A 20,146-nucleotide genomic window follows, 5' to 3' on the forward strand; every position below is an offset into this window, starting at 1 on the left:
TTATAATTATAGAACTGGTTTTTGAAGTATTGGTTTTTTTAATTCTAAAGTGTAAATTTGATTCCACAAGAACGGTTTTAATGAAAGAAAAAATTAAAAGCATCGTAGAAATTAACGATAATCCAACTAGTCGCTATTTCGCTTTTTTTATTCAGGCTTTAATTTTAGTGTCTATTGTTACATTTTCAGTAGAAACCATTCCCAATCTTAAACCATCAACAAAAACCATACTTTACGTTGTGGAAGTATTCTGTGTAATTGTATTTACAATTGAATATGTGCTCAGAATTTATGTAGCTGATAGCAAACCTAAATTCATATTTAGTTTTTTTGGAATCATCGATTTCTTAGCTATTCTACCATTTTATTTATCCTTCGGAATAGATTTACGTTCTTTAAGAGCGTTACGTTTTTTAAGATTATTCAGAATCTTAAAATTGGTGCGCTACAACAAAGCCATGAGCCATTTTACACGTGCTATAAAATCGGCTAAAGAAGAGATTCTGCTCTTTGTGTTTATCACACTTATTCTTATTTATTTTTCTGCAGTTGGGATTTATTATTTTGAAAATGAAGCACAACCAGAGCATTTTACCTCAATTTTTGATAGCCTTTGGTGGGCAATTATTACCTTGACAACAGTGGGTTATGGTGATGTCTATCCAATTACAGTTGGCGGAAAAGTCTTCACCTTTTTTATTTTGATGATTGGTTTGGGAATTGTTGCTATTCCAACTGGAATTATTTCTTCAGCCTTAACAAAGTCGGTTGATAAGAAAGAAACAGAATAATTTTATTACCTTTAAAATAAAAAGCATGAAATACGTCACATTTTTAGTAATGTTTGTAATCATCTTCTCTTGTGCACCAGTTCGTGTGAATTATGATTATGAGAAAACAACAGACTTCAAAGCATATAAGACTTACAATTATTATGCTAATTTGAATACAGGAATGAGTGAATTAGATACGAAACGATTGTTAGATGCTTTAGATGAAGTTTTAGAAGCTAAAGGTTATTTGCTATCAGAAACTCCAGATTTTTTTATAGATATACAAAGTAGCGAATACCAGGAAACACCTCGTAATAATGTTGGAGTTGGATTAGGTGGAACAGGAGGAAATATAGGAGGAGGTATCTCTCTCGGAATTCCAGTAGGTCAAAATAAATTAAACAGACAAATCGTATTTGAGTTTGTTGATGAAGATAAAAATGGATTATTCTGGCAGGCTGTTTCAGAATCTAGTTATAGTCCGAATGCCTCTCCTGAAAAACGTGAAGCTCTTTTTAAAACCGTGGTTACTAAAGTTATTCAAGGTTTTCCTCCTGAAGCTAAAAACTAACTTTATCATTTTTCTAACATTTTAAACTTCAACGTAGGTATATCGTTTTGTAATTTTGAGTAAATCAAAGAAACAATTATGGAAAGACTCAAAAATAAAGTAGCTCTCATTACTGGTGGTACGAGAGGTATAGGCTATGGTATTGCTGAAGCCTTATTAAATCAAGGATTAAAAGTTGTCATTACCAGTCGTAATGGGAAAACAGCAAACGAAGCCGCTGAAACATTAGGAACTAAAACCAATTCTGTTGGTCGTGTTGTTGGTGTCGCAGCAGATGTTCGCCAATTAGAAAGTCAAGAAAACGCAGTGAAACAAGCCATAGATTCATTTGGTCAATTAGATGTTGTGATTGCTAATGCTGGTTTAGGACATTTTGGAAGTATTGAAGACCTAACATCAACGCAATGGAACGATGTGATTGATACCAATCTTACTGGTGTATTCAATTCTATTAAGGCAAGTGTTAATGAGCTTAAAAAAACAAAAGGATACTACATTACAATTTCAAGTTTGGCAGGAGCTAATTTTTTTGCTGGAGGTTCTGCTTACAATGCTAGTAAATTTGGTGTTACAGGATTTACTCAGGCTGTGATGCTTGATTTAAGACAACACGACATTAAGGTAAGCACGATTATGCCAGGTTCAGTGTCTACACATTTTAATGGCAACGAACCAAGTGACAAAGGAGCATGGAAAATCCAGGCAGAAGATATTGGTAAATTGGTCGTTGACTTACTACAAATGAATCCGAGAACCTTGCCAAGTAAAATTGAAGTTCGACCTACAATGCCACCAAGTTAATAACGAGGTTATCAGAAATTAATTTTGTAAATCAACTGATATCCTGTCACCTTTACTATGACTGCTGAATTCTGGTGCATACATGCTTTGAATGGTTGTAATACCATTACTCATGTCACCAGCGTTATTAACTCGAAGATAATATTCAAATACATAAACGCCTTTTGGTAAATAATCAAAAAAGAAGTTGGTAGAGGCATCTTTTGTGCTTTCATAGTAACCTAATCCGTCTTGCCATTTGTATTGCGACATCACATTCAAAGGTTCCAGTCCTGAAGCTCTCATGTCTTTCATATGAATAAACTCCATGCTGCGATCACTTCTTAATTCTATTCGCACACGTACCAGATCACCAACATTTAGTTTCGTTTCAGATGTGATTTCAGTCATCTGTTCTCCAGTATCTGTATTAATCTTTTTAAAGAGTTTTTTCTTCAATTTCAAGGGTGTTTCAGCAGAAGTGATTTTATCTAAATCTTCAAAATACTGCCAGTATAAACTTCCCCAGGCAATACCTTTGCCTTTTTTATTGAGCTCAACAGTTGCCATCGAAGGATTGATCTCTTCAGCAGACCAGGAAGTTTTATAATAGCCAGTTCCTGCTTCAAGTTCAACATCTTTTAATTTAGCAGGTGTAATTACGTTTCCACCAATAACAACATCAACCATATCTGTCACACTTAACCAGTCACTGCCTTGCAATAACAATGTATAAACAGCTTCTGTTGTTGCTTTTGTTGTTTTCCATTGATTGGTTTGTTTGTGCTTTAACAACCAGATTTTTAAGTTGTCTACAGTTTCAGTATCATTTGGTTGAACTTCTGAAAACGCTTCAATTAATAGAGCTTGCGTTTCAACTGGTGACTGATACCAATACCAGGAACTTGTATTTTCTTTCCAATACATACCTAATTCATCTGAAGTAATGCTGTTTTCTTCCAGTGATTTTAAAATGTTACCAGCAGTTTTACGATCATTTTGTCTGTGCATAATTAAAGTCATCAATCCTTTTGAGTATAAGGATTTGTTTAACCAGTAGGTTTTAATCTGACCATAATAGTAATCCATAATCTCTGAAACTTCTTTTGGTTTTTCAGTGTCAGGTAGAAAACTTCTAAGATATAAATACTGAAGCTGTGTATTCGTTAAATGATCTTTCGATAAATCAGCGTTTGAGTTATATTTTCTGATGTCGTTGTACTCTTTGACGAATTCAGTATCTAAGTAAGCAATAGCTTTGTCTAACATATCGTTTACAGAGTGGTCTCCAACCTCTACTTTTAAATTTTCAAGATGAGCAAAACCAGTAATGATGTGTTGCGTGATGTAACGGTTTTCTGGTCCACCTTTAAACCAAGGCCAAGCACCATTAGGCATTTGATTGGTTTTAAGTTTGCGTTTTGCAGCCTCCAATTCGTAATTCATTTTGTTTAAATCAAATAATAATGCAATCCGTTTCTTTTGCTCTGTTTCGCTTTGCGCATCTCGTAGCCAAGGTGTTTCTTGGATTAAAATGGACTTTAATTCTTCATTTTTCTCTAAGTTTGAAATCAGCACATCTGCATTTTTCCACTGGTTAAAAACCGCTTGAATTTTAGGATTACTATTAGCTATATGACTGGCTAAAGCATTTGCATAATAGCGACTAAAGGTCTGTTCGTTACAGTCATAAGGGTATTCCATCAAATAAGGTAAGGCTTGCACAGCATACCATGCAGGATTTGATGTCATTTCTAAAGTTAATTTATGATGTTCTAATGTTGCTGAGGTCGTTGTTCTCAACTTATCTAATGTAAATGTTCTTGATTCGTTACTCTTAATCCACATGGGTAAGGTTTCAGTAACCAGCATTCTATTCGTTAGAACTGGAAGTAGATTTTGTTCGCCATCACTAAAATCTCCAGCCATTGCAAGAATTTTATATTCAACTGCTTGTAAGTCTTCAGGGATTTTTAAAGTCCAAGAGGTTTGAGTGTTGCCTTTAGCATCTACAGTAAAGGTCTCGACTGCGCTCGACCTGACAAGGTCTTCTGTGATGTCTTCTCCAGAAAAGGCATCTGTGAGTATTAATTTAGCCTGACCTGATAATTTTTGGTCTGTCAGATTTGCAATTTTAGTACGCATTGAAACCACATCGCCTTGACGTAAAAAACGAGGTGCATTTGGAATCACCATCAACTCTTTTTGCGTCACAGATTCTATAGTTGTTACAGCACTTTCCATGGTTTTGGTATGCGCTAATAATTGTAGCTTCCATTTGGTCAATGCTTCAGGTGTTGTAAACTTAAAACTCACATGACCTTCGCTGTCGGTTTGTAATTGTGGGAAGAAAAATGCCGTTTCCTGAAGGTTTTTACGAATTTGGATGGTTTCTAATTTTAAACTTCCGGATTTTGTAGTAATTATAATAACACCACCTGCGCCTTTATTACCATAAATTGCTATTGCTTCAGAACCCGATAATGTTGACATGCTTACGATATCATTTTCATCAATTGATCTAAATAAATCTTGAGTAGCAGGAACACCATCTATTATAAAAAGTGGTTCTACATCACCACTTAAAGAATTATTTCCTCTTATAATTATCGTTGAAGCATTTCCTGGTTGGCCAGAGCCAGTGCTAACATTTACTCCAGCTGCTTGACCTTCTAAAAGTTGATCTATAGAAGTCATTGGGACGTTCTGTACAGACTCATCTTCAACCATCTCAACATCTGAAGCAAAACTCTTGTATAGTCTGTTTCTATATCTATTCCCAAAATAAAATCCAAACCAGTTGAATTGGTCGTATTGTTGCTGGTAATAGTTTAGATAATTAGTGTGTTGGTTATGAACTCTAAATCCGCTAACACGAAAACTACGTCTTGCATTAAGTCCGTATCTTGGATAATACGTTGGTTTTTGAATTGGATTGAAACTCCATGCATGAGGTTGAAACTGATCAAGCGACATATCGTACATGCTGGCTAATAGCTCGGCTGTGACTTTTTCGCCTTTCGGACCTTTAATTTTGAAACTCCAGGTTTCGTCTGTTCCTGGTTGAAGCTTATCTCTAAAGGTTTTGGTTTCAATTTGTAAATCACTCTCCGGATAAGGCACATTAATGTGTATTGAGCTACCAAAAAAATGATTGCTGAAGGTATAACTGTAATGAATAGCAAAACCACCAACGTCTTCTTTATTCACAAGAATCTTCAGTGTTTTTTTGTCGTTATTTAAATGAACAATGTAGGTATTGACCATCTCTTTATTTTTTTCAATGCTTACAGTTACTGTAAGGTCTTCTGCGGCAGAAGCTAAAGTTAACTCTACCAAATCACCTACAGCATACTGATTTTTATGAGTTGAAATGTTAAATAGTTGTTGGTCTGCTGAAGCTTTATCAGCATTGCTAAATAAAGTGGTTCTCGTTTCATCTGTAACGGTTTGACCAAATTTATCTTTACTTTCTAAAAGAATTACATATTGACCAGAATCCCATTTTTTGATGTTTCCAAGAGCTAATTCCTTAGAGTGTTCTGTGTCAAATGTATCTTCAAAAACGAGTTCTCCTTTTTCCCAATAGATTGAATTTTGTTCGTCGGTATATGCTTCATGAGGAAACTTGGTTTTAAACTCTTCAGTAGGAATCACTTGGTAATCTGGAGCAGTCCAAGGTCGTGGTCTCAAGACTCGATTAGGCGCTTTGAGTTTAAAGATTTTGATAGTGCCTTCCGCAGGAACAAACTCACCATTTAGATTTTTAGTAGAAATAGCAAGCGTATGGTCTTTTTTAGTTTTGTCTAATTGTTGAGCAATCGAAATAGTTGCATCTAAGGCATGATAGCCAACATTAATAATGGTTGTTGCACTTCGTGTTTCGCCATTGAGGTCGGTCACATCAGCCGTGATTTCATAATTAAAAACAGGTAATGATGTTTTATCAACACTTTCATCTGGAAGGGCTTTAAATTTGATGTCAAATTCACCTTTATCATTTGTGGTGGTTTCTCCATGAGAAATTTCTTGTGGCTCACTGCTAAACCATGGTCTGTACCAATAATACCAACGCGGATATTGCACATTTCTTACCACGCGATACACAACCTTTGCATCAGTAATATTGCTTCCTGCATAAGCCATAGCAGTTCCTTTTGCTAAGATAGAATCATTTACTTTATAGGTGTCTGTAATAGGTTTAAAATTCGTTTCAAACTTTGGTCGTTTGTAGTCTTCTACCGAAAAATAGAAGTTCTGCCTGATACTGCCAGCCGTTGAATAAATTTCAATATAATGCTGACCGTTTAAACCTGAACTGGGTAAGATAAACTCACCAGTAACTGAGCCATAATCATTCGATTCAAAATCCAGTTCAGATAGTTTTTCTCCATTGACATTATGAAGTGTTGCAAATACGTTTTCTCCAGAAACCGGTTTAGAATTACCTTTTTTACGTTCCAGTAAAATAGCTTTAAAATAAACGGTTTGTCCTGGTCTGTAAATGCTTCTGTCTGTGAACAAAAAGGCATTATGGTTTACACCATTTTTGTTTTGATTCTGTTCTTTATATGCATAATAACCATCAAAATAAGCAGTTTTATCATTTTTCTCTAAAGCCACACTTAAATTATAATAACGGTCAGAAGACTTTTTTAAACGAAGTTCACCTTGTGTGTCAGAGGTAAGATGATTTGTGTAATGGCCTTGATTGTAATTTTTCTGAAATTTTAGTGTTGCAGCCACATTAGCTATAGGTTTTCCATTTGTTCTATCAACAATTTGATAGACAATGTGGTTCCCAGTTGATCTGTCAATTAAAGCAAAATTGGTAACCTGAAGGGTTTGTGTAGCAAAAATAGTAATGTTTTTATCGGTTTTAGCAAGAATAATATAATGACCATTTTCAAGTTTAGGAACAATAACTTCTGTAGCGTGGTTTTGATAATCACCTTCGTTTTTTAAGGTTGCTTTCCATTCAAGACGACTGGATTTATTTTGAAGGTAATTTATTCTTTCTTCAGGTTTGTAAAGTTTTTCAAAAGCTTCTTTTTGTGATAGCGTAACCTTATAAATTTTAAAATTTAAAGCATCGATATTGGTATAGTTCACCAGAAACTTTGAATAGGAGTCAATAGGAATCACAGCTTCAGCAGTTAAACCCAGATGACTAGATAGTATCTGTGATTCAAGCGATTCACATTTATTTGCGGCAACACTTTTCGGAAAGCGGTTGATAACAGCATTGCATAATTCTAAAGCATCTTTGAGTTTCCAGCGTACATCGGGATTAGTATATGTATTATATCGTTGACCTTGTTGATACCAGATTAATGCAATTTGAAAATCGTATAAGCCAGAAAATTCCTGCGATGACCATTGGTCACTTGAGGATTGTAATGTGTCTAGTAAAAGCGCTTCTTTATTATCAAATATAGCATGTTGTGCAACAAATGCTAAGCGTTCAATATCAACATCAACCAGAGCAGTAGGATTGTCGTTTTTTGAGTGGAATTGAATTAAGTCTTGATAAATTTTTAGCGCTTGTAATTGTAATGAAGTTGAATCTTTAGATTTCAAATTTATGGTAACAAACGTTTTTGCAGATCCTACAAGTTTAGGATTGTCAATTTCAAATCTATAGGCAGGTTGACTAATACTATTTTCACTGGTTTTATAGAATTCAAGTGCGTTATGACTTAGTAAATCATAAAGTGTAGGTCGAAATGCTTTTGAATGTTCTTGTTCATGAATAATGTCTTTATAATCTGAAAGTTTGGTTTGTTGGAGTATAAGTCCGTTTTGTAAAGACCTCTGATAGTAAGTTTGAATTTCAGTAAATAGTGTTTTTAAATCCCAAGTTCTAAAGTCGTCATTTACTTTTTCGGTTGTATTGGTGCGATTATAAAACTGATAGCGATGTTGTTGAAAATATTGCCAGTACATTGTAGCTAACATATTTTCAAGGATGCTTTTGGTAGGTGTCTTGCTTTTGGAGATTTCAGATTTAAACTCTTCAACTATTTTGAGTTGAGCATCTTCTTCCAGTGTTAAAATGTATTTGCTTTTATGAAGTAGTGCTTTTATTTGCTGAGGTGCGTTGTTTTCAGTTTTAGCAAGTTCAGAGATGGTTTCAAGAACTTTTAAAGCCGATTTTGGTAACCCTTCAGATTCGTGTTTTGAAACATCTTTCCATAATTTTTCAAAATCATCAGATTGAGCAGCAGAGAAGTTTGCAAAGCATAGTATCATTAATATGTTGGTAATTAATTTCATAAATACATTTTTAATTATCGTGCAATTTAACCTCAAAAGATCGTCTAATAAATAACAAATGAGTCAATGAATCGTTTGATTTAGTGAAGTTATTAATTTTAAGTGTAAACACGTTATCTTTGCATTATCAAAATCAAAAATAATACCAAGAAACCCTAGGCATAAAATTTGCGTAACTATTAGTATGAAACAGTTATTAATTTTCCTTTTTAGTATCCCTTTAATTGGTTTTGGTCAATCGTCATCATTAGTAGATAATGCCAAACAATTTCTTCAAGATAAGAAATATCATCATGCAGAAAAAACTTTAGAAGCCTATCTTGATGAAACACCAAATGATATGGAAGCTATCGAATTACTTGGAGATGCTTATGGTCAGCAAAAAAAATGGGATGATGCGATTGATGAATATGAACGGTTAGTTGAAATGAAACCAAATGTAGCTAATTATCATTATAAATATGGCGGAGCTTTAGGTATGAAAGCGCTTAGTGTAAGTAAGTTAAGAGCAGTAGCTTTCATAGGTGATATAAAGTCAGCTTTTTTAAAAGCAGCAGATTTAGACCCAAGCCATATTGATACGCGTTGGGCTTTAGTTGAATTGTACATGCAACTACCAGGTATTATAGGAGGTAGTAAAAGTAAGTCACTCAAATATGCTGAAGAATTGGAAACCCTCTCTAAAGTTGATGGTTATCTAGCAAAAGGTTATATCTATGAATATGATAATGAGCCAGAATTAGCTGAAGAATTTTATAAAAAAGCCATTAAAACAGGAGGCTCTTTAACATGTTTTGATAAACTGACTAATTTGTATGAGTCTCAAAAACAACCAGATAAGGCGATTACTAATATAGAAAATGCACAGACTAAACATAAGCGAAACGCATTACATTATCAAATAGGTAAAGTTGCCGCAGAATATAATGTTCAGTTAAGTAAAGGAGAGCAGTGTTTACAATTATATATTAAGAATTACTCTGCAGCAGATGGTGTTCCGAAGGCTTGGGCGCACTATAGGCTGGCACAAATACAAAAACATAAAGGCAATAAATCTGAAGCTTTAAACTACATAGATTTAGCAATTACTGCGCTTCCAAAGATTGAAGTATTTCAACAAGAAAAAACAGATATTTTGAAACTTTAGCTCAAGATTTCTTAGAGTTATTTATCTTTAGGACTAAATAAGATACCACTCTTTATGCAGCTTCAAACAAAACTTTCACTTTTACCGCAACAGCATAATCAAATCGATTATCATTCTAAAATAGGATTGTTTGGGTCTTGCTTTTCTGAACACATAGCTGAAAAATTCAGGTATTATAAGTTTCAGACCTTTGATAATCCCTTCGGAATTTTATTTCATCCGTTAGCTATTGAAAATTTGATTGTAAATGCCATTAACGAAAAACAATATGCTGAAGCAGATATTTTTTTTCACAACGAACAGTGGCATAGTTTTGAAGCGCACTCAAAATTAAGTAACACGTCTAAAGACGATATGCTTAACACTTTGAATAGCCGTATTAAAATGACAACTGATTTTTTGAAAAACGCTTCACATATAGTGATTACTTATGGAACAGCATGGGCTTATAGATGGATTGAAACCGATAACTTTGTGACTAACTGTCATAAAGTTTCTCAAAAGAAATTTTTAAAAGAATTGTTATCTGTTGATGCAATAACAGAGTCTGTCGAAGCTATTGTAAGTTTAATAAAAAGTATAAACCCTAACGTTACAATTGTGTTCACTGTGTCTCCTGTTAGACACCTTAAAGATGGTTTTGTTGAAAACACACAAAGCAAGTCGCATTTAATTTCTGCAATTCACCAAGTCGTAGCACCGAGAAACCACCTGCATTATTTTCCGTCATATGAAATTATGTTAGATGAGCTTCGTGATTATCGATTTTATAAGGACGACATGTTACATCCCAGTTCTGTAGCAATCAATTACATATGGGAATATTTTCAGAGCGTTTGGGTTTCTGAAACGGCAAATCAAACGATGCAAGATGTTGAGTACATTCAAAAAGGTATAGAGCATCGACCTTTTAATCCAGCATCGGATGCGCATCAACTATTTCTTCAAAAATTGAATAACAAACAACTGCATTTGCAATCACTGTTTGGTCATATACAATTCTAAACAGACTATCAATTACGATTAATTTCTCATTATCATCAGGTTTTACAATTGTTAACAAACTGATTATTAGATTGTTTTTAGAAATATACGTCATATGACGTATTGTATCGCTTTGACTTTTATAGCAAATTTGCTTCATTATTAACCTCAAAAACAATCAACAATGAGACATTTTAAAAACTTCATGATTTTAGTCATGACATTAACCGCAGTTACATTTACATCATGTTCAAGTGACGATGATGGAGGAGGAGACGATCCTGGAATACCAGCAGCTGGTTCAGGAGTTCTAGTAGCAAAAGTAGATGGTGCTAATTACCAATCGATGGAAATTTCTTCATCAGCAACAATAGCGAATACTGGAGGAATGACTAGTTTAGTAATTATTGCTAGTAATAGTGATGGTAAGGCATTTTCGTTTACTATTTTTGGATATGATGGTGTTGGTACTTACGAATTTGACGGTTCTATATCAACAGGAGTTAATACCGCTTCGTATTCTGAAACGACTGTTGATTTAAACGATCCACTAAACTCAACAACAGAATTATGGCAAGCACCTTATGAAAATTTATCAGTAGGATCTGTGAGTATAACTGAAGAAACAGATACCAAGGTTATAGGTACTTTTGAATTTACATGTAAGAATCTTAATGGAGACCAATCTGTAAAAACAATTACTGAAGGCTCATTTAATTTAAACAAACAAACTACTTAATAGTCTTGAAATGAAAACGCTATTAATTCAATTTAAGAGCTTAGTGATGGTTGCATTCTTTTTGAATGCAACTTTACTATTTGCTCAAAAAGCTGAAGCTCCAGATTATAATTATCAGTTAGGAGCTAAGATTAATGAAATGACAATCACTGAAGGAGGGACAGTAGTGGTTGCCACAAATGATGGATTGGTTGGAATAAAACCTGGCGAAACTAACCTTCTTTTTAATTTTACCGATTATGGTCGTGTAAAACCAGAAGAATTATTTTATGTACCTCAAGCGCCTTACGTTATCATTGGTCAAACAGGATTCGCTAATCTTGCAACTAAAAAAGCAGTCATAGATTATATGTCAGGAAAAAAACTCTTTAGTACTGAAGATAATGGCTGGAAACAAGTTTACACATGTGATGTGATGATGCCTCAAAATAAACTTGTAGTTAGTGGTCAGCGAAGAGCTAATGAAAAATATGCAAGTGCTGTAGCTGTATATGATTTAAATACTGGTGCAGAAGATTACCGATTTAATTTAGTGGATCCAACAAAAGTAACCATGAGAAACTTTATGGTAACAGGAAGACCATTATTACTTAAAGATAAATTATTAATTCCTACAAGTCAGGGTATTTTGGCTAAAACAAAAACAGGAGAAACGATTTGGGAAAATAAAGTCAAAAATATTAACTGGATGACTAATAATGAGTCTGAAACCGATATTTATGCTTTTGCAGGAACAGCTAACGGTAAAAACACAAGAATTTATAAAATCAACGCTGATGGCAGCGAAGCTTGGCAAGACGAGCGTAAGGTAAAAGGCGCTGTGTCTAATTTTCAAATCCTACCACAAGGGCTGGCAGTAGTTAGTGATGTGGCTGGAGGAAGTGGAACTTTTGCTGCTGCATCAGAATCAAAAATAACAATGTTTAGTGCTTCAACAGGTGAAGATTTATGGGATAAAGCACCGAAAACAAAAGGTTATGTGCAGCATTTTTATATCATGGATGATGGTATTTTATTTGGAATTGCATCTGGAGGAATTAACAAGATTTCATATGAAGGAAATACCTTATTTAAAAAGCCTTTAAAAACAGGTGAGAATATTCTAACTATGGCAGAAACGCCTCAAGGATTGATTTATATTACTTCTGAAGATGCTAATATTGTTAACCTTGAAACTGGAGAGCAAGTATGGAATAAACCTTTAAAATATAAAAGAGCTGAAGCCATAAGCTCAAGTTACGATTCAAAAAATAAACGTTACCTTATTAGTGCTGATGATGAATTATTTGCTATCGATGAAAACACTGGAGAAGCAAGTACTTTGGCAGAATCAAAATTTGAAGGTAAAGAAAATCCAACAGGAGTTGAAGTAAGAGATGGAGGAATTCTATTAACTTCAGATCAAAATATGATGTTGTTAGATTGGAAAGGTGAAACTTCGTGGCATGAATATCACAGAGCACCAGGCAAAAGTGCATTTGGAGCTATACTGGCTGGTGTTACTGCTGTTGCTACAGCAACAACAGCAGTCGCTTCTTATAATGCAGCAAATCAAAACAGAAATAGCTTAGGAAGATATACAGATAGAGGTCAGCGTTATGCCGATTTTGGTGATGGTATGGCAGCTGCTTCAGGGGCATCAATTGCAGAGATGTTAAAACGTTTTAAAGCAACTTCAGCAACTCAGAATGCGCAATTTATTCTAACAAAACTTGATGATGGTGTTGGTTTGGTAAAAGTAAATAAAGATGATGGTGTTGTGGCTAAAGAAATCATTTTAAAAGATAAAAAGCCAGAATATCAGGTAGATGAGTTTGGAGGTTATCTTTATTATAAAGCTAATGACAAAACAATTTATACATACAATCTTAATAATTAAATCTTGTTGTTGAGATGATGATTAGGCGTAATTTGTAGGATTACGCTTAATCTTTTTTAATTGCAACTTGTCGAAAAAAAGATAAACCATTCTTATTATGTTATATATTGGTCTTGCTATTAATCAATTTTTTAAGAAAGCATCAGTTAATTTTGTTGTCCCAAAAGACATATCAATTCTGATGCTTTTTTTATGTTTTAAAATGAAAGCAAAGTACCTGTTATTTTTTCTTACTCTATGTCTTACGTTTTGTTCTTATTCGCAAAATTTAGATAGTTTATTAATTGAAGCCCGAGAAATAAAAGACGATTCCACTAAAATTAGAATGCTCAATAAGATTGCTTTTAGTTATATTTTTAATGATACAAACAAAGCAATTCAAATATTAAAAGAAGGAGAAGAGTTGGCTAAAAACGCTAACTTTAATTTTGGATTAACAGAACTTACCAATACTCATGGCATTTATATGGATGTCTTGGGACAGTCAGACTCAGCAAATTATTATTTTTCTAAAGCATTACAATTGAGTAGAAGTCATAATTTCAAATCTATTGAAGTTATGTGCATCAATAATCTCGGAATGTTTCATTGGAACAGAAGCGAGTTTGATGAAGCGTTGCACTATTTCTTTGAAGCACTTAAAATGAATGATGTTGAAGGTAGTGAAAAAGGACGTAGTATTTATTTAAATAATATTGGTCTTATTTATCAAGAAATGAACCTTAATGATAAAGCATTAAAATATCATAAGGAAGCATTAGAGATTCGACAAAAATTAAATTTAGAAAAAGAGCAAGTAGCCTCATTAAATAATATTGGGATTAATCTCAAGGATTTAGGTAGAGTTGATGAAGCAATTAATGCATACAAAAAGGGCTTGTTGATTGCCCAACGCACCAATAATTTAATCGATTATTATAGGGTTTTAGATAATTTGGCAAATGCTTATAATATAAATGGTGATATAACATTAGCTATCGAGTATTATTTAAAAGCACTTGATAAACCTGAAGGATACGAAGCAGATCAAAAAAGCGAATTATCTACGTTTAGCAATTTAACATCATTATACAACGAAATAAATCAACCAAAAACAGCTTTAGCCTATGCAAACAGAGGATTTGATCTTCTCAAAAAAATGCCTCATTTAGAAGGCATCAGTGCAGATCTAAACCTTCATGCAGCAGAAAGCTATTATATGTTGCGTAATTTTAAAAAAGCACGTATCCATACAAACAAATTTATTACTGTAAAAGATTCTATATTTTCAGAACGAAATGCACAAGCTGTCGCAGATTTAGAAGTCAAATATGATACAGAAAAAAAAGAGAAAGAAATCCTAAAACAACGTGCAGATCTTGCTGAAAAAGAACTCACTATTCAGAAAAAAAATTACCAGGTATATGGTCTTTTAGGTTTAGCTTTTATTTTAGGGCTTATAGGTTATTTGTTTTTCAACCAGCAAAAATTGAAAAACAAACAGCTTCAAAAAGAAAATGAACTTAAAGATGCACTTATAAAAATTGAAACGCAAAATCGTTTACAAGAACAGCGTTTGCGAATTTCAAGAGATTTACACGATACTATTGGTGCACAACTCACATTTATTATTTCTTCTATTGATAATTTAAAATACGGTTTTGATATCAAAGATGAGAAACTCACTGCTAAACTTAATAAAATAAGTGAATTCACTTCAGAAACCATCTACGAATTACGTGATACTATTTGGGCAATGAATAAAAATGAAGTCACTTTTGAAGATTTACAAACACGCATTTCAAATTACATAGATAAAGCACATGTTTATGATGATAACATCGCTTTTTCATTTATAGTTCACGATAGTGTAAATCAACAAGAAACATTAACATCTGTAGAAGGGATGAACATTCATAGAATTATACAGGAAGCCATTCATAATAGCTTAAAACACGCTTCTGCTACTGAGATTAAAGTTAGTATTGAACAACTCAAAGAGCAGCTCAAAATCATAATTTCTGATAACGGAAAAGGGTTTCAAATCAATACAGTTGAAAAGGGAAGTGGGCTCATAAATATGAAAAAACGAGCAAAATATATTGGAGGGGAATTGGCTGTGATTTCTGAATCTAATAAAGGGACTCAAGTTATAGTTAAGGTTTAAAATGTATGCAATAAAAATGGTATCTTTTGACCACTATTAACTAACCAAACTATGAAATATTTCGTTTTTGTGTTATATATTGTGCTTACAAACTCAATCTTGAATGCACAACAAGATCCATTAAAACTGAATGACTCAGCCATGTCATTTTATAAAAATGACCCTCAAAGCGCACTGTTAATTTTAGAAAAAGCACTTCAAATTTCTGAAGCAAATAATAATCATTATCAAATAGCCAAATCAAAAAACAACTTAGGAATTGTTAACAGAGACTTGGGAGCTTTTGAAAAAGCTATTCAATTGTCTTCTGAAGCATTACATACTAACGATTCTATATTAAAAGCATCTGCATACAATAATATTGGAGTTGTAAATAGAAATCTGGCTAAATATGATGACGCATTACAAAATTATTTGAATGCTTTAGCAATATATCAAGCTAAACAAATGAAAAGTGAAATAGCTACAACGTTCAATAGCATTGGGTTAGTTTACAGTTACAATAATATCAATAATAAAGCTATTGAGTATCACCTCAAGGCTAAAGCCATTTTTGAAGTACTGGATAACAAAAAAGGAATCTCTGAAGCCTATAATAATATTGCTATCATTTATGCTAATGATGGTGATTTAGAAAAAGCACTTGATTATTTCAAATACTCATTAGAGATTGAGTATATGCTGGATGATAAAAAAGGAATAGCTGAGTCTGTTAATAATGTAGGTGCTGTGTATTACTATTTAAATGAAATTGACTCAGCACTAGTGTATTTTAGACAATCATTAGCAATAGAAAAGTCAATAGGAGATATGGCAGGTATATCAGCAAGCTATAATAATCTGGCTAATGTACTAATTGAAACAGGAAGATTAAAAGATACCAAAGCTTACATTGATAGTGCCATGCACTTTGCTAAAAACTCTAAAGTGGCTGTAGATATTGAATCAGCACTCGATAACTATTCTAAATATTATGAAGCTAAAAATGATTCAAAAACTGCTCTGAATTATTTTAAAGAGCTGGTAACTTTCAGAGACAGCTTGCTTAATATTAAAACTAATGAAAAGATTGCTGAGCTGGAGATTGAATATCAAACTGAAAAAAAAGAGAAAGAGATTTTGTCTCAACGTGCCAATTTAGCCGAACAGGAATTAGAGTTAAGCGAAAAAAACACACAACTTTTAGGTTTAGGAGTGTTGGCTGTTGTTTTGAGCTTATTAGGATATTTGTTTTACAGTCAGCAGCGATTAAAAAACAGACAACTTCAAAAGGAGAATGAGCTTAAAGATGCCTTGATTAAAATTGAAACGCAAAATAGGTTACAAGAACAACGCTTGCGAATATCCAGGGATTTACACGATAATATTGGAGCGCAACTTACATTTATTATTTCGTCTTTAGATAACCTAAAATACGGATTCCAACTCCCTGAAAAACTATCAGATAAACTGAAAAGTATAAGTGAGTTTACCACTACAACCATATACGAACTACGAGATACTATTTGGGCCATGAACAAAAGTGAAATCACATTAGAAGATTTGCAATTGCGTATTTCAAATGTTATTGATCAAGCCGGTTTAGCTGCAGAGAATATTAAATTTCAGTTTAATTCTGATATTTCAGATCTGGAAAATTTTAAACTCACCTCCTTGCAAGGCATGAATATCTACCGAATTATTCAGGAAGCCATTAACAATGCTATCAAATATTCAGAAGCAATACACATTACAGTAGATTTTATATGTAAAGATAATCAGGTTGAGATTCATATTGTTGATGACGGAAAAGGTTTTGATGTACATACAACCTCAATGGGTAATGGGATTCATAACATGAAAAAACGAGCTCAGGAAATTGGAGGAGAAGTAAAGGTTTTGTCTCATGTAAATCAAGGAACTACAATTACAATTACCTTGTCATAAGAATTATTAAAATACGACAAATGACGTATAGCTAACCCAATATAATTTTGTAACTTCTTTCTTCAAAAAATCGACCATATGAGTATAAAAATTGGCATCGTTGACGATAATACGTTCTTAATTAAAACGGTTAAGGAAAAACTCTCTTTTTTTGATGAGTTTCAAATTAAGTTTACAGCTATGAATGGTTCTGATTTACTCTCTAAAATCGAAGGAAACCACAATTTAGATTTAATATTGATGGATATTGAAATGCCTGTGCTCAATGGTATCGAAACGACAGAGATTGTAAAACAAAAATATCCACATATTAAAATTATAATGCTTACCGTTTTTGATAACGACGAAAATATTTTTAATGCTATAAAGGCAGGTGCAGATGGTTATTTGTTAAAAGAAATTAATGCGAAAGACCTTCATGATGGCATTATCGAAACTTTAAATGGAGGTGCAGCAATGAACCCTTCAATTGCTTTAAAAACATTGAAATTACTCAGAAACCCTATGAGTATTGAAAATGAAAAAGATAAAGAAGATATCAAATTAACAAACAGGGAAACTGAAGTATTAGAGCATTTGAGTAAAGGTTTAAATTACATTCAAATTTCTGAAAACTTAATTCTTTCAACAGGAACCGTTAGAAAGCATATTGAAAATATTTACAGAAAACTTCAGGTTCATAATAAATTGGAAGCCGTTCAAAAAGCTAAAAGAAATAATCTTATTTAACGTGAACACTATCAGGAACCAATACGGTGTAATCGCCATTATTTCTAATGACATCTCTAACAATAGAAGACGAAATGTATGATGTTTTTGCAGCAGTTAATAAAAATACAGTTTCAATTTTTGAGAGTTTTCTATTTGTATGTGCTATGGCCTTTTCAAATTCAAAATCGGCTGGATTTCTTAAGCCTCTCAAAATAAACTGAGCATCAATTTCCTTACAAAAATCGATAGTTAAACCTTTGTAGGTGACGACTTTAACTTTCTTATGCGATTTGAAAGCCTCTTCAATAAAGTGCTTGCGTTCTTCAAGAGAAAACATATAGTTTTTATCAGCATTAATGCCAATGGCAACAATGACTTCATCAAAAAGCTTGACACCGCGTTTTATAATGTCAAAGTGACCTAAAGTTATGGGATCAAATGACCCAGGAAATAATGCTCGTTTCATATCGTTTTGTTTCTTGTAGAACTGCTACGTAACAAATTCAAATATAATTATTAATTATTTGAGAGCCTCTTCAATGGCATTTTCAAATAAATCACTCATACTAATGCCAGCTTTTTCTGCCTGTTGTGGTAAGATGCTTGCTTTTGTTAAGCCAGGAACTGTGTTAACTTCTAAAAGATGAGGTTCTCCATTTTTAAAAATATATTCACTTCTACTAAACCCTTTTAGTTTTAATATCTCGTATACTTTTTTTGCGGTGCGTTTCACGTTTTCAGCGAGTTCTTTATCAATACGAGCAGGAGTGATTTCTTGAGATTCACCTAAATATTTAGCTTTATAGTCAAAAAAATCATTTTCAGAAACAATTTCAGTAATCGGTAAAACTGTAACATCACCTTTGTAAGTAATCACACCAACAGATACTTCTACGCCATCTAAAAAAGACTCAATAATCACTTCATCATCTTCTTTAAAGGCAACATCCAAGGCACTTGGAAGTTCTTCCTTTTTATACACTTTTGTTATTCCGAAACTGCTTCCGGCTCTATTGGCTTTTACAAAGCATGGTAAACCTACTTTTTCAATTATTGCATCTTCATTAATTTCATCTCCAAAATTGACAAAATACGATTCAGCAGTTTTAATTCCGTAGGGCTTTAGTGTGCTCAGACAATCGCGCTTATTGAACGTTAAAGCAGCCTGATACATGCCACAACTTGTATGCGGAATATTTAATAATTCAAAATAACCTTGCATAAAACCATCTTCACCTGGCGAACCATGAATTGCATTAAAAACACAATCAAATTTAATTTTGGTTTCATTAACGTTAACAGAAAAATCATTTTTGTTAATTGAAAACTCTTCCTCAAAATCATTTACAAAAACCCATTTGTTTTTAAAAATATGAATGCGATACGCATTGTATTTCGTTTTGTCAAGAGATTCGTAAACTACTTGTCCACTTTTAAGAGAGATTTCATACTCACTTGAATAACCTCCCATGATGATGGCAATATTTTTTTTCATATAATTTCCTGTTATTACAGGAATCCTGTTTTAATTAGACATTGTCGTTAACATTTAAAGCAATATTACAGAACTTTTTCAGTTAAGCTAAAATACCAAATAAACCCTTAAGTAAACGCTTTCGTTTTTATATATTTGTCAACAGTTAAATTATCTCATGAGTTTTATTCAGTTTATCACTAGCAAAACATTTTTCAAACAAATAGCATTGGCAATTGTTGCTTTGGTTGTGCTCGTTTTTGTAATGATGTGGTGGTTGAGAAGTACAACCAATCATGGTGAATTTATCCAGGTTCCTGATTTAAAAGGAAAAACCATAGAAACAGTTAAAATAGAATTGAAGGATAAGGGTTTGGCTATGGAAATTCAAGATTCTGCCAATTTCAATCCTAACTATCCAAAATATTCAGTTATTGAACAATATCCTGAAGCAGGAAATCAGGTAAAAGAAGATAGAAAAATTTATCTGATTTTAAATCCGTCAGGCTACAGAAAAGTAGCAGTGCCCAATATTGTTCGACGTACATTTCGTCAAGCTAAACCAACATTAGAAGCTCTTGGTTTTGAAGTTGGAAAAGTCACTTATGCAGATGATATAGGAAAAGACGAAGTACTTTCAATGCAACATAAAGGCAAAACTATTAAAGCTGGTGAACTATTACCATTGACCTCTAAAATAGATGTCGTTTTAGGTAATGGAAACCGTTCTTCAAACTAAA

The 20,146-nt window shown here is 33.1% G+C and carries 14 protein-coding genes; 11 read left to right on the top strand and 3 right to left on the bottom strand.

Annotated features, from left to right (window positions below; genetic code table 11):
- Positions 1-80 precede the first annotated feature (80 nt).
- The 3 genes from ACRHNM_RS10395 to ACRHNM_RS10405 all read left to right on the top strand — a co-directional run bounded on the left by ACRHNM_RS10395 (position 81) and on the right by ACRHNM_RS10405 (position 2,145).
- Positions 81-791, top strand: coding sequence for an ion transporter (locus ACRHNM_RS10395; RefSeq protein WP_431136309.1), 711 nt, complete (start codon positions 81-83; stop codon positions 789-791).
- 25 nt (positions 792-816) lie between these two features.
- Positions 817-1,344 (top strand): DUF4136 domain-containing protein, encoded by a 528-nt coding sequence (locus ACRHNM_RS10400; protein ID WP_431136311.1) that lies wholly within the window; start codon positions 817-819, stop codon positions 1,342-1,344.
- A 78-nt stretch (positions 1,345-1,422) separates the two neighbouring features.
- A complete protein-coding gene (locus ACRHNM_RS10405; RefSeq protein ID WP_431136313.1) occupies positions 1,423-2,145 on the top strand; it encodes an SDR family oxidoreductase in 723 nt (240 codons plus the stop codon).
- Between the two features lie 18 nt (positions 2,146-2,163).
- On the opposite strand, the gene ACRHNM_RS10410 is transcribed toward ACRHNM_RS10405, so the two are convergent.
- Positions 2,164-8,400: an MG2 domain-containing protein gene (locus tag ACRHNM_RS10410; protein ID WP_431136314.1), complete on the bottom strand. Its 6,237-nt coding sequence runs from the start codon at positions 8,398-8,400 to the stop codon at positions 2,164-2,166.
- A gap of 184 nt (positions 8,401-8,584) precedes the next feature.
- Between ACRHNM_RS10410 and ACRHNM_RS10415 the strand changes: the two genes are divergently transcribed.
- From ACRHNM_RS10415 to ACRHNM_RS10445, 7 genes are all read left to right on the top strand, one after another.
- Positions 8,585-9,547, top strand: coding sequence for a tetratricopeptide repeat protein (locus ACRHNM_RS10415; RefSeq protein WP_431136315.1), 963 nt, complete (start codon positions 8,585-8,587; stop codon positions 9,545-9,547).
- Between the two features lie 54 nt (positions 9,548-9,601).
- Positions 9,602-10,552: a GSCFA domain-containing protein gene (locus ACRHNM_RS10420; protein WP_431136316.1), complete on the top strand. Its 951-nt coding sequence runs from the start codon at positions 9,602-9,604 to the stop codon at positions 10,550-10,552.
- A 163-nt stretch (positions 10,553-10,715) separates the two neighbouring features.
- Positions 10,716-11,270: a DUF6252 family protein gene (locus ACRHNM_RS10425; protein ID WP_431136317.1), complete on the top strand. Its 555-nt coding sequence runs from the start codon at positions 10,716-10,718 to the stop codon at positions 11,268-11,270.
- Between the two features lie 10 nt (positions 11,271-11,280).
- Entirely contained in the window at positions 11,281-13,149 is a 1,869-nt protein-coding gene (locus ACRHNM_RS10430; RefSeq protein WP_431136318.1) for a PQQ-binding-like beta-propeller repeat protein, read from the top strand.
- A gap of 97 nt (positions 13,150-13,246) precedes the next feature.
- Positions 13,247-15,295 carry a tetratricopeptide repeat-containing sensor histidine kinase gene (locus tag ACRHNM_RS10435; protein ID WP_431136319.1) on the top strand — a complete coding sequence of 683 codons (2,049 nt, stop codon included), beginning with the start codon at positions 13,247-13,249 and terminating at the stop codon, positions 15,293-15,295.
- A 51-nt stretch (positions 15,296-15,346) separates the two neighbouring features.
- Complete coding sequence (locus ACRHNM_RS10440; RefSeq protein ID WP_431136320.1) at positions 15,347-17,221, top strand: tetratricopeptide repeat protein; 1,875 nt, start codon at positions 15,347-15,349, stop codon at positions 17,219-17,221.
- Positions 17,222-17,299: 78 nt separating this feature from the next.
- Positions 17,300-17,950 (top strand): response regulator, encoded by a 651-nt coding sequence (locus ACRHNM_RS10445; RefSeq protein WP_431136321.1) that lies wholly within the window; start codon positions 17,300-17,302, stop codon positions 17,948-17,950.
- Here ACRHNM_RS10445 and coaD read toward each other — a convergent pair.
- Together coaD and ACRHNM_RS10455 are read right to left on the bottom strand one after the other, a co-directional pair.
- On the bottom strand, positions 17,943-18,398 hold the full coding sequence (gene coaD / locus ACRHNM_RS10450; RefSeq protein WP_431136322.1) for a pantetheine-phosphate adenylyltransferase: 456 nt from the start codon (positions 18,396-18,398) through the stop codon (positions 17,943-17,945). The genes ACRHNM_RS10445 and coaD overlap by 8 nt on opposite strands.
- A gap of 54 nt (positions 18,399-18,452) precedes the next feature.
- The gene (locus tag ACRHNM_RS10455; RefSeq protein WP_431136323.1) at positions 18,453-19,427 is read right to left on the bottom strand and encodes a D-alanine--D-alanine ligase; all 975 of its coding nucleotides are present in this window, start codon (positions 19,425-19,427) and stop codon (positions 18,453-18,455) included.
- Between the two features lie 157 nt (positions 19,428-19,584).
- Here ACRHNM_RS10455 and ACRHNM_RS10460 point away from each other — a divergent pair, with 157 nt between their 5' ends.
- Positions 19,585-20,145, top strand: a complete 561-nt coding sequence (locus ACRHNM_RS10460) for a PASTA domain-containing protein (protein WP_431136324.1) — start codon at positions 19,585-19,587, stop codon at positions 20,143-20,145.
- The last annotated feature ends 1 nt before the right edge of the window (position 20,146 follow it).

The organism is Psychroserpens mesophilus, from assembly GCF_050617655.1.
In the GTDB taxonomy this organism is placed as follows: Bacteria; Bacteroidota; Bacteroidia; order Flavobacteriales; family Flavobacteriaceae; genus Psychroserpens; species Psychroserpens mesophilus_A.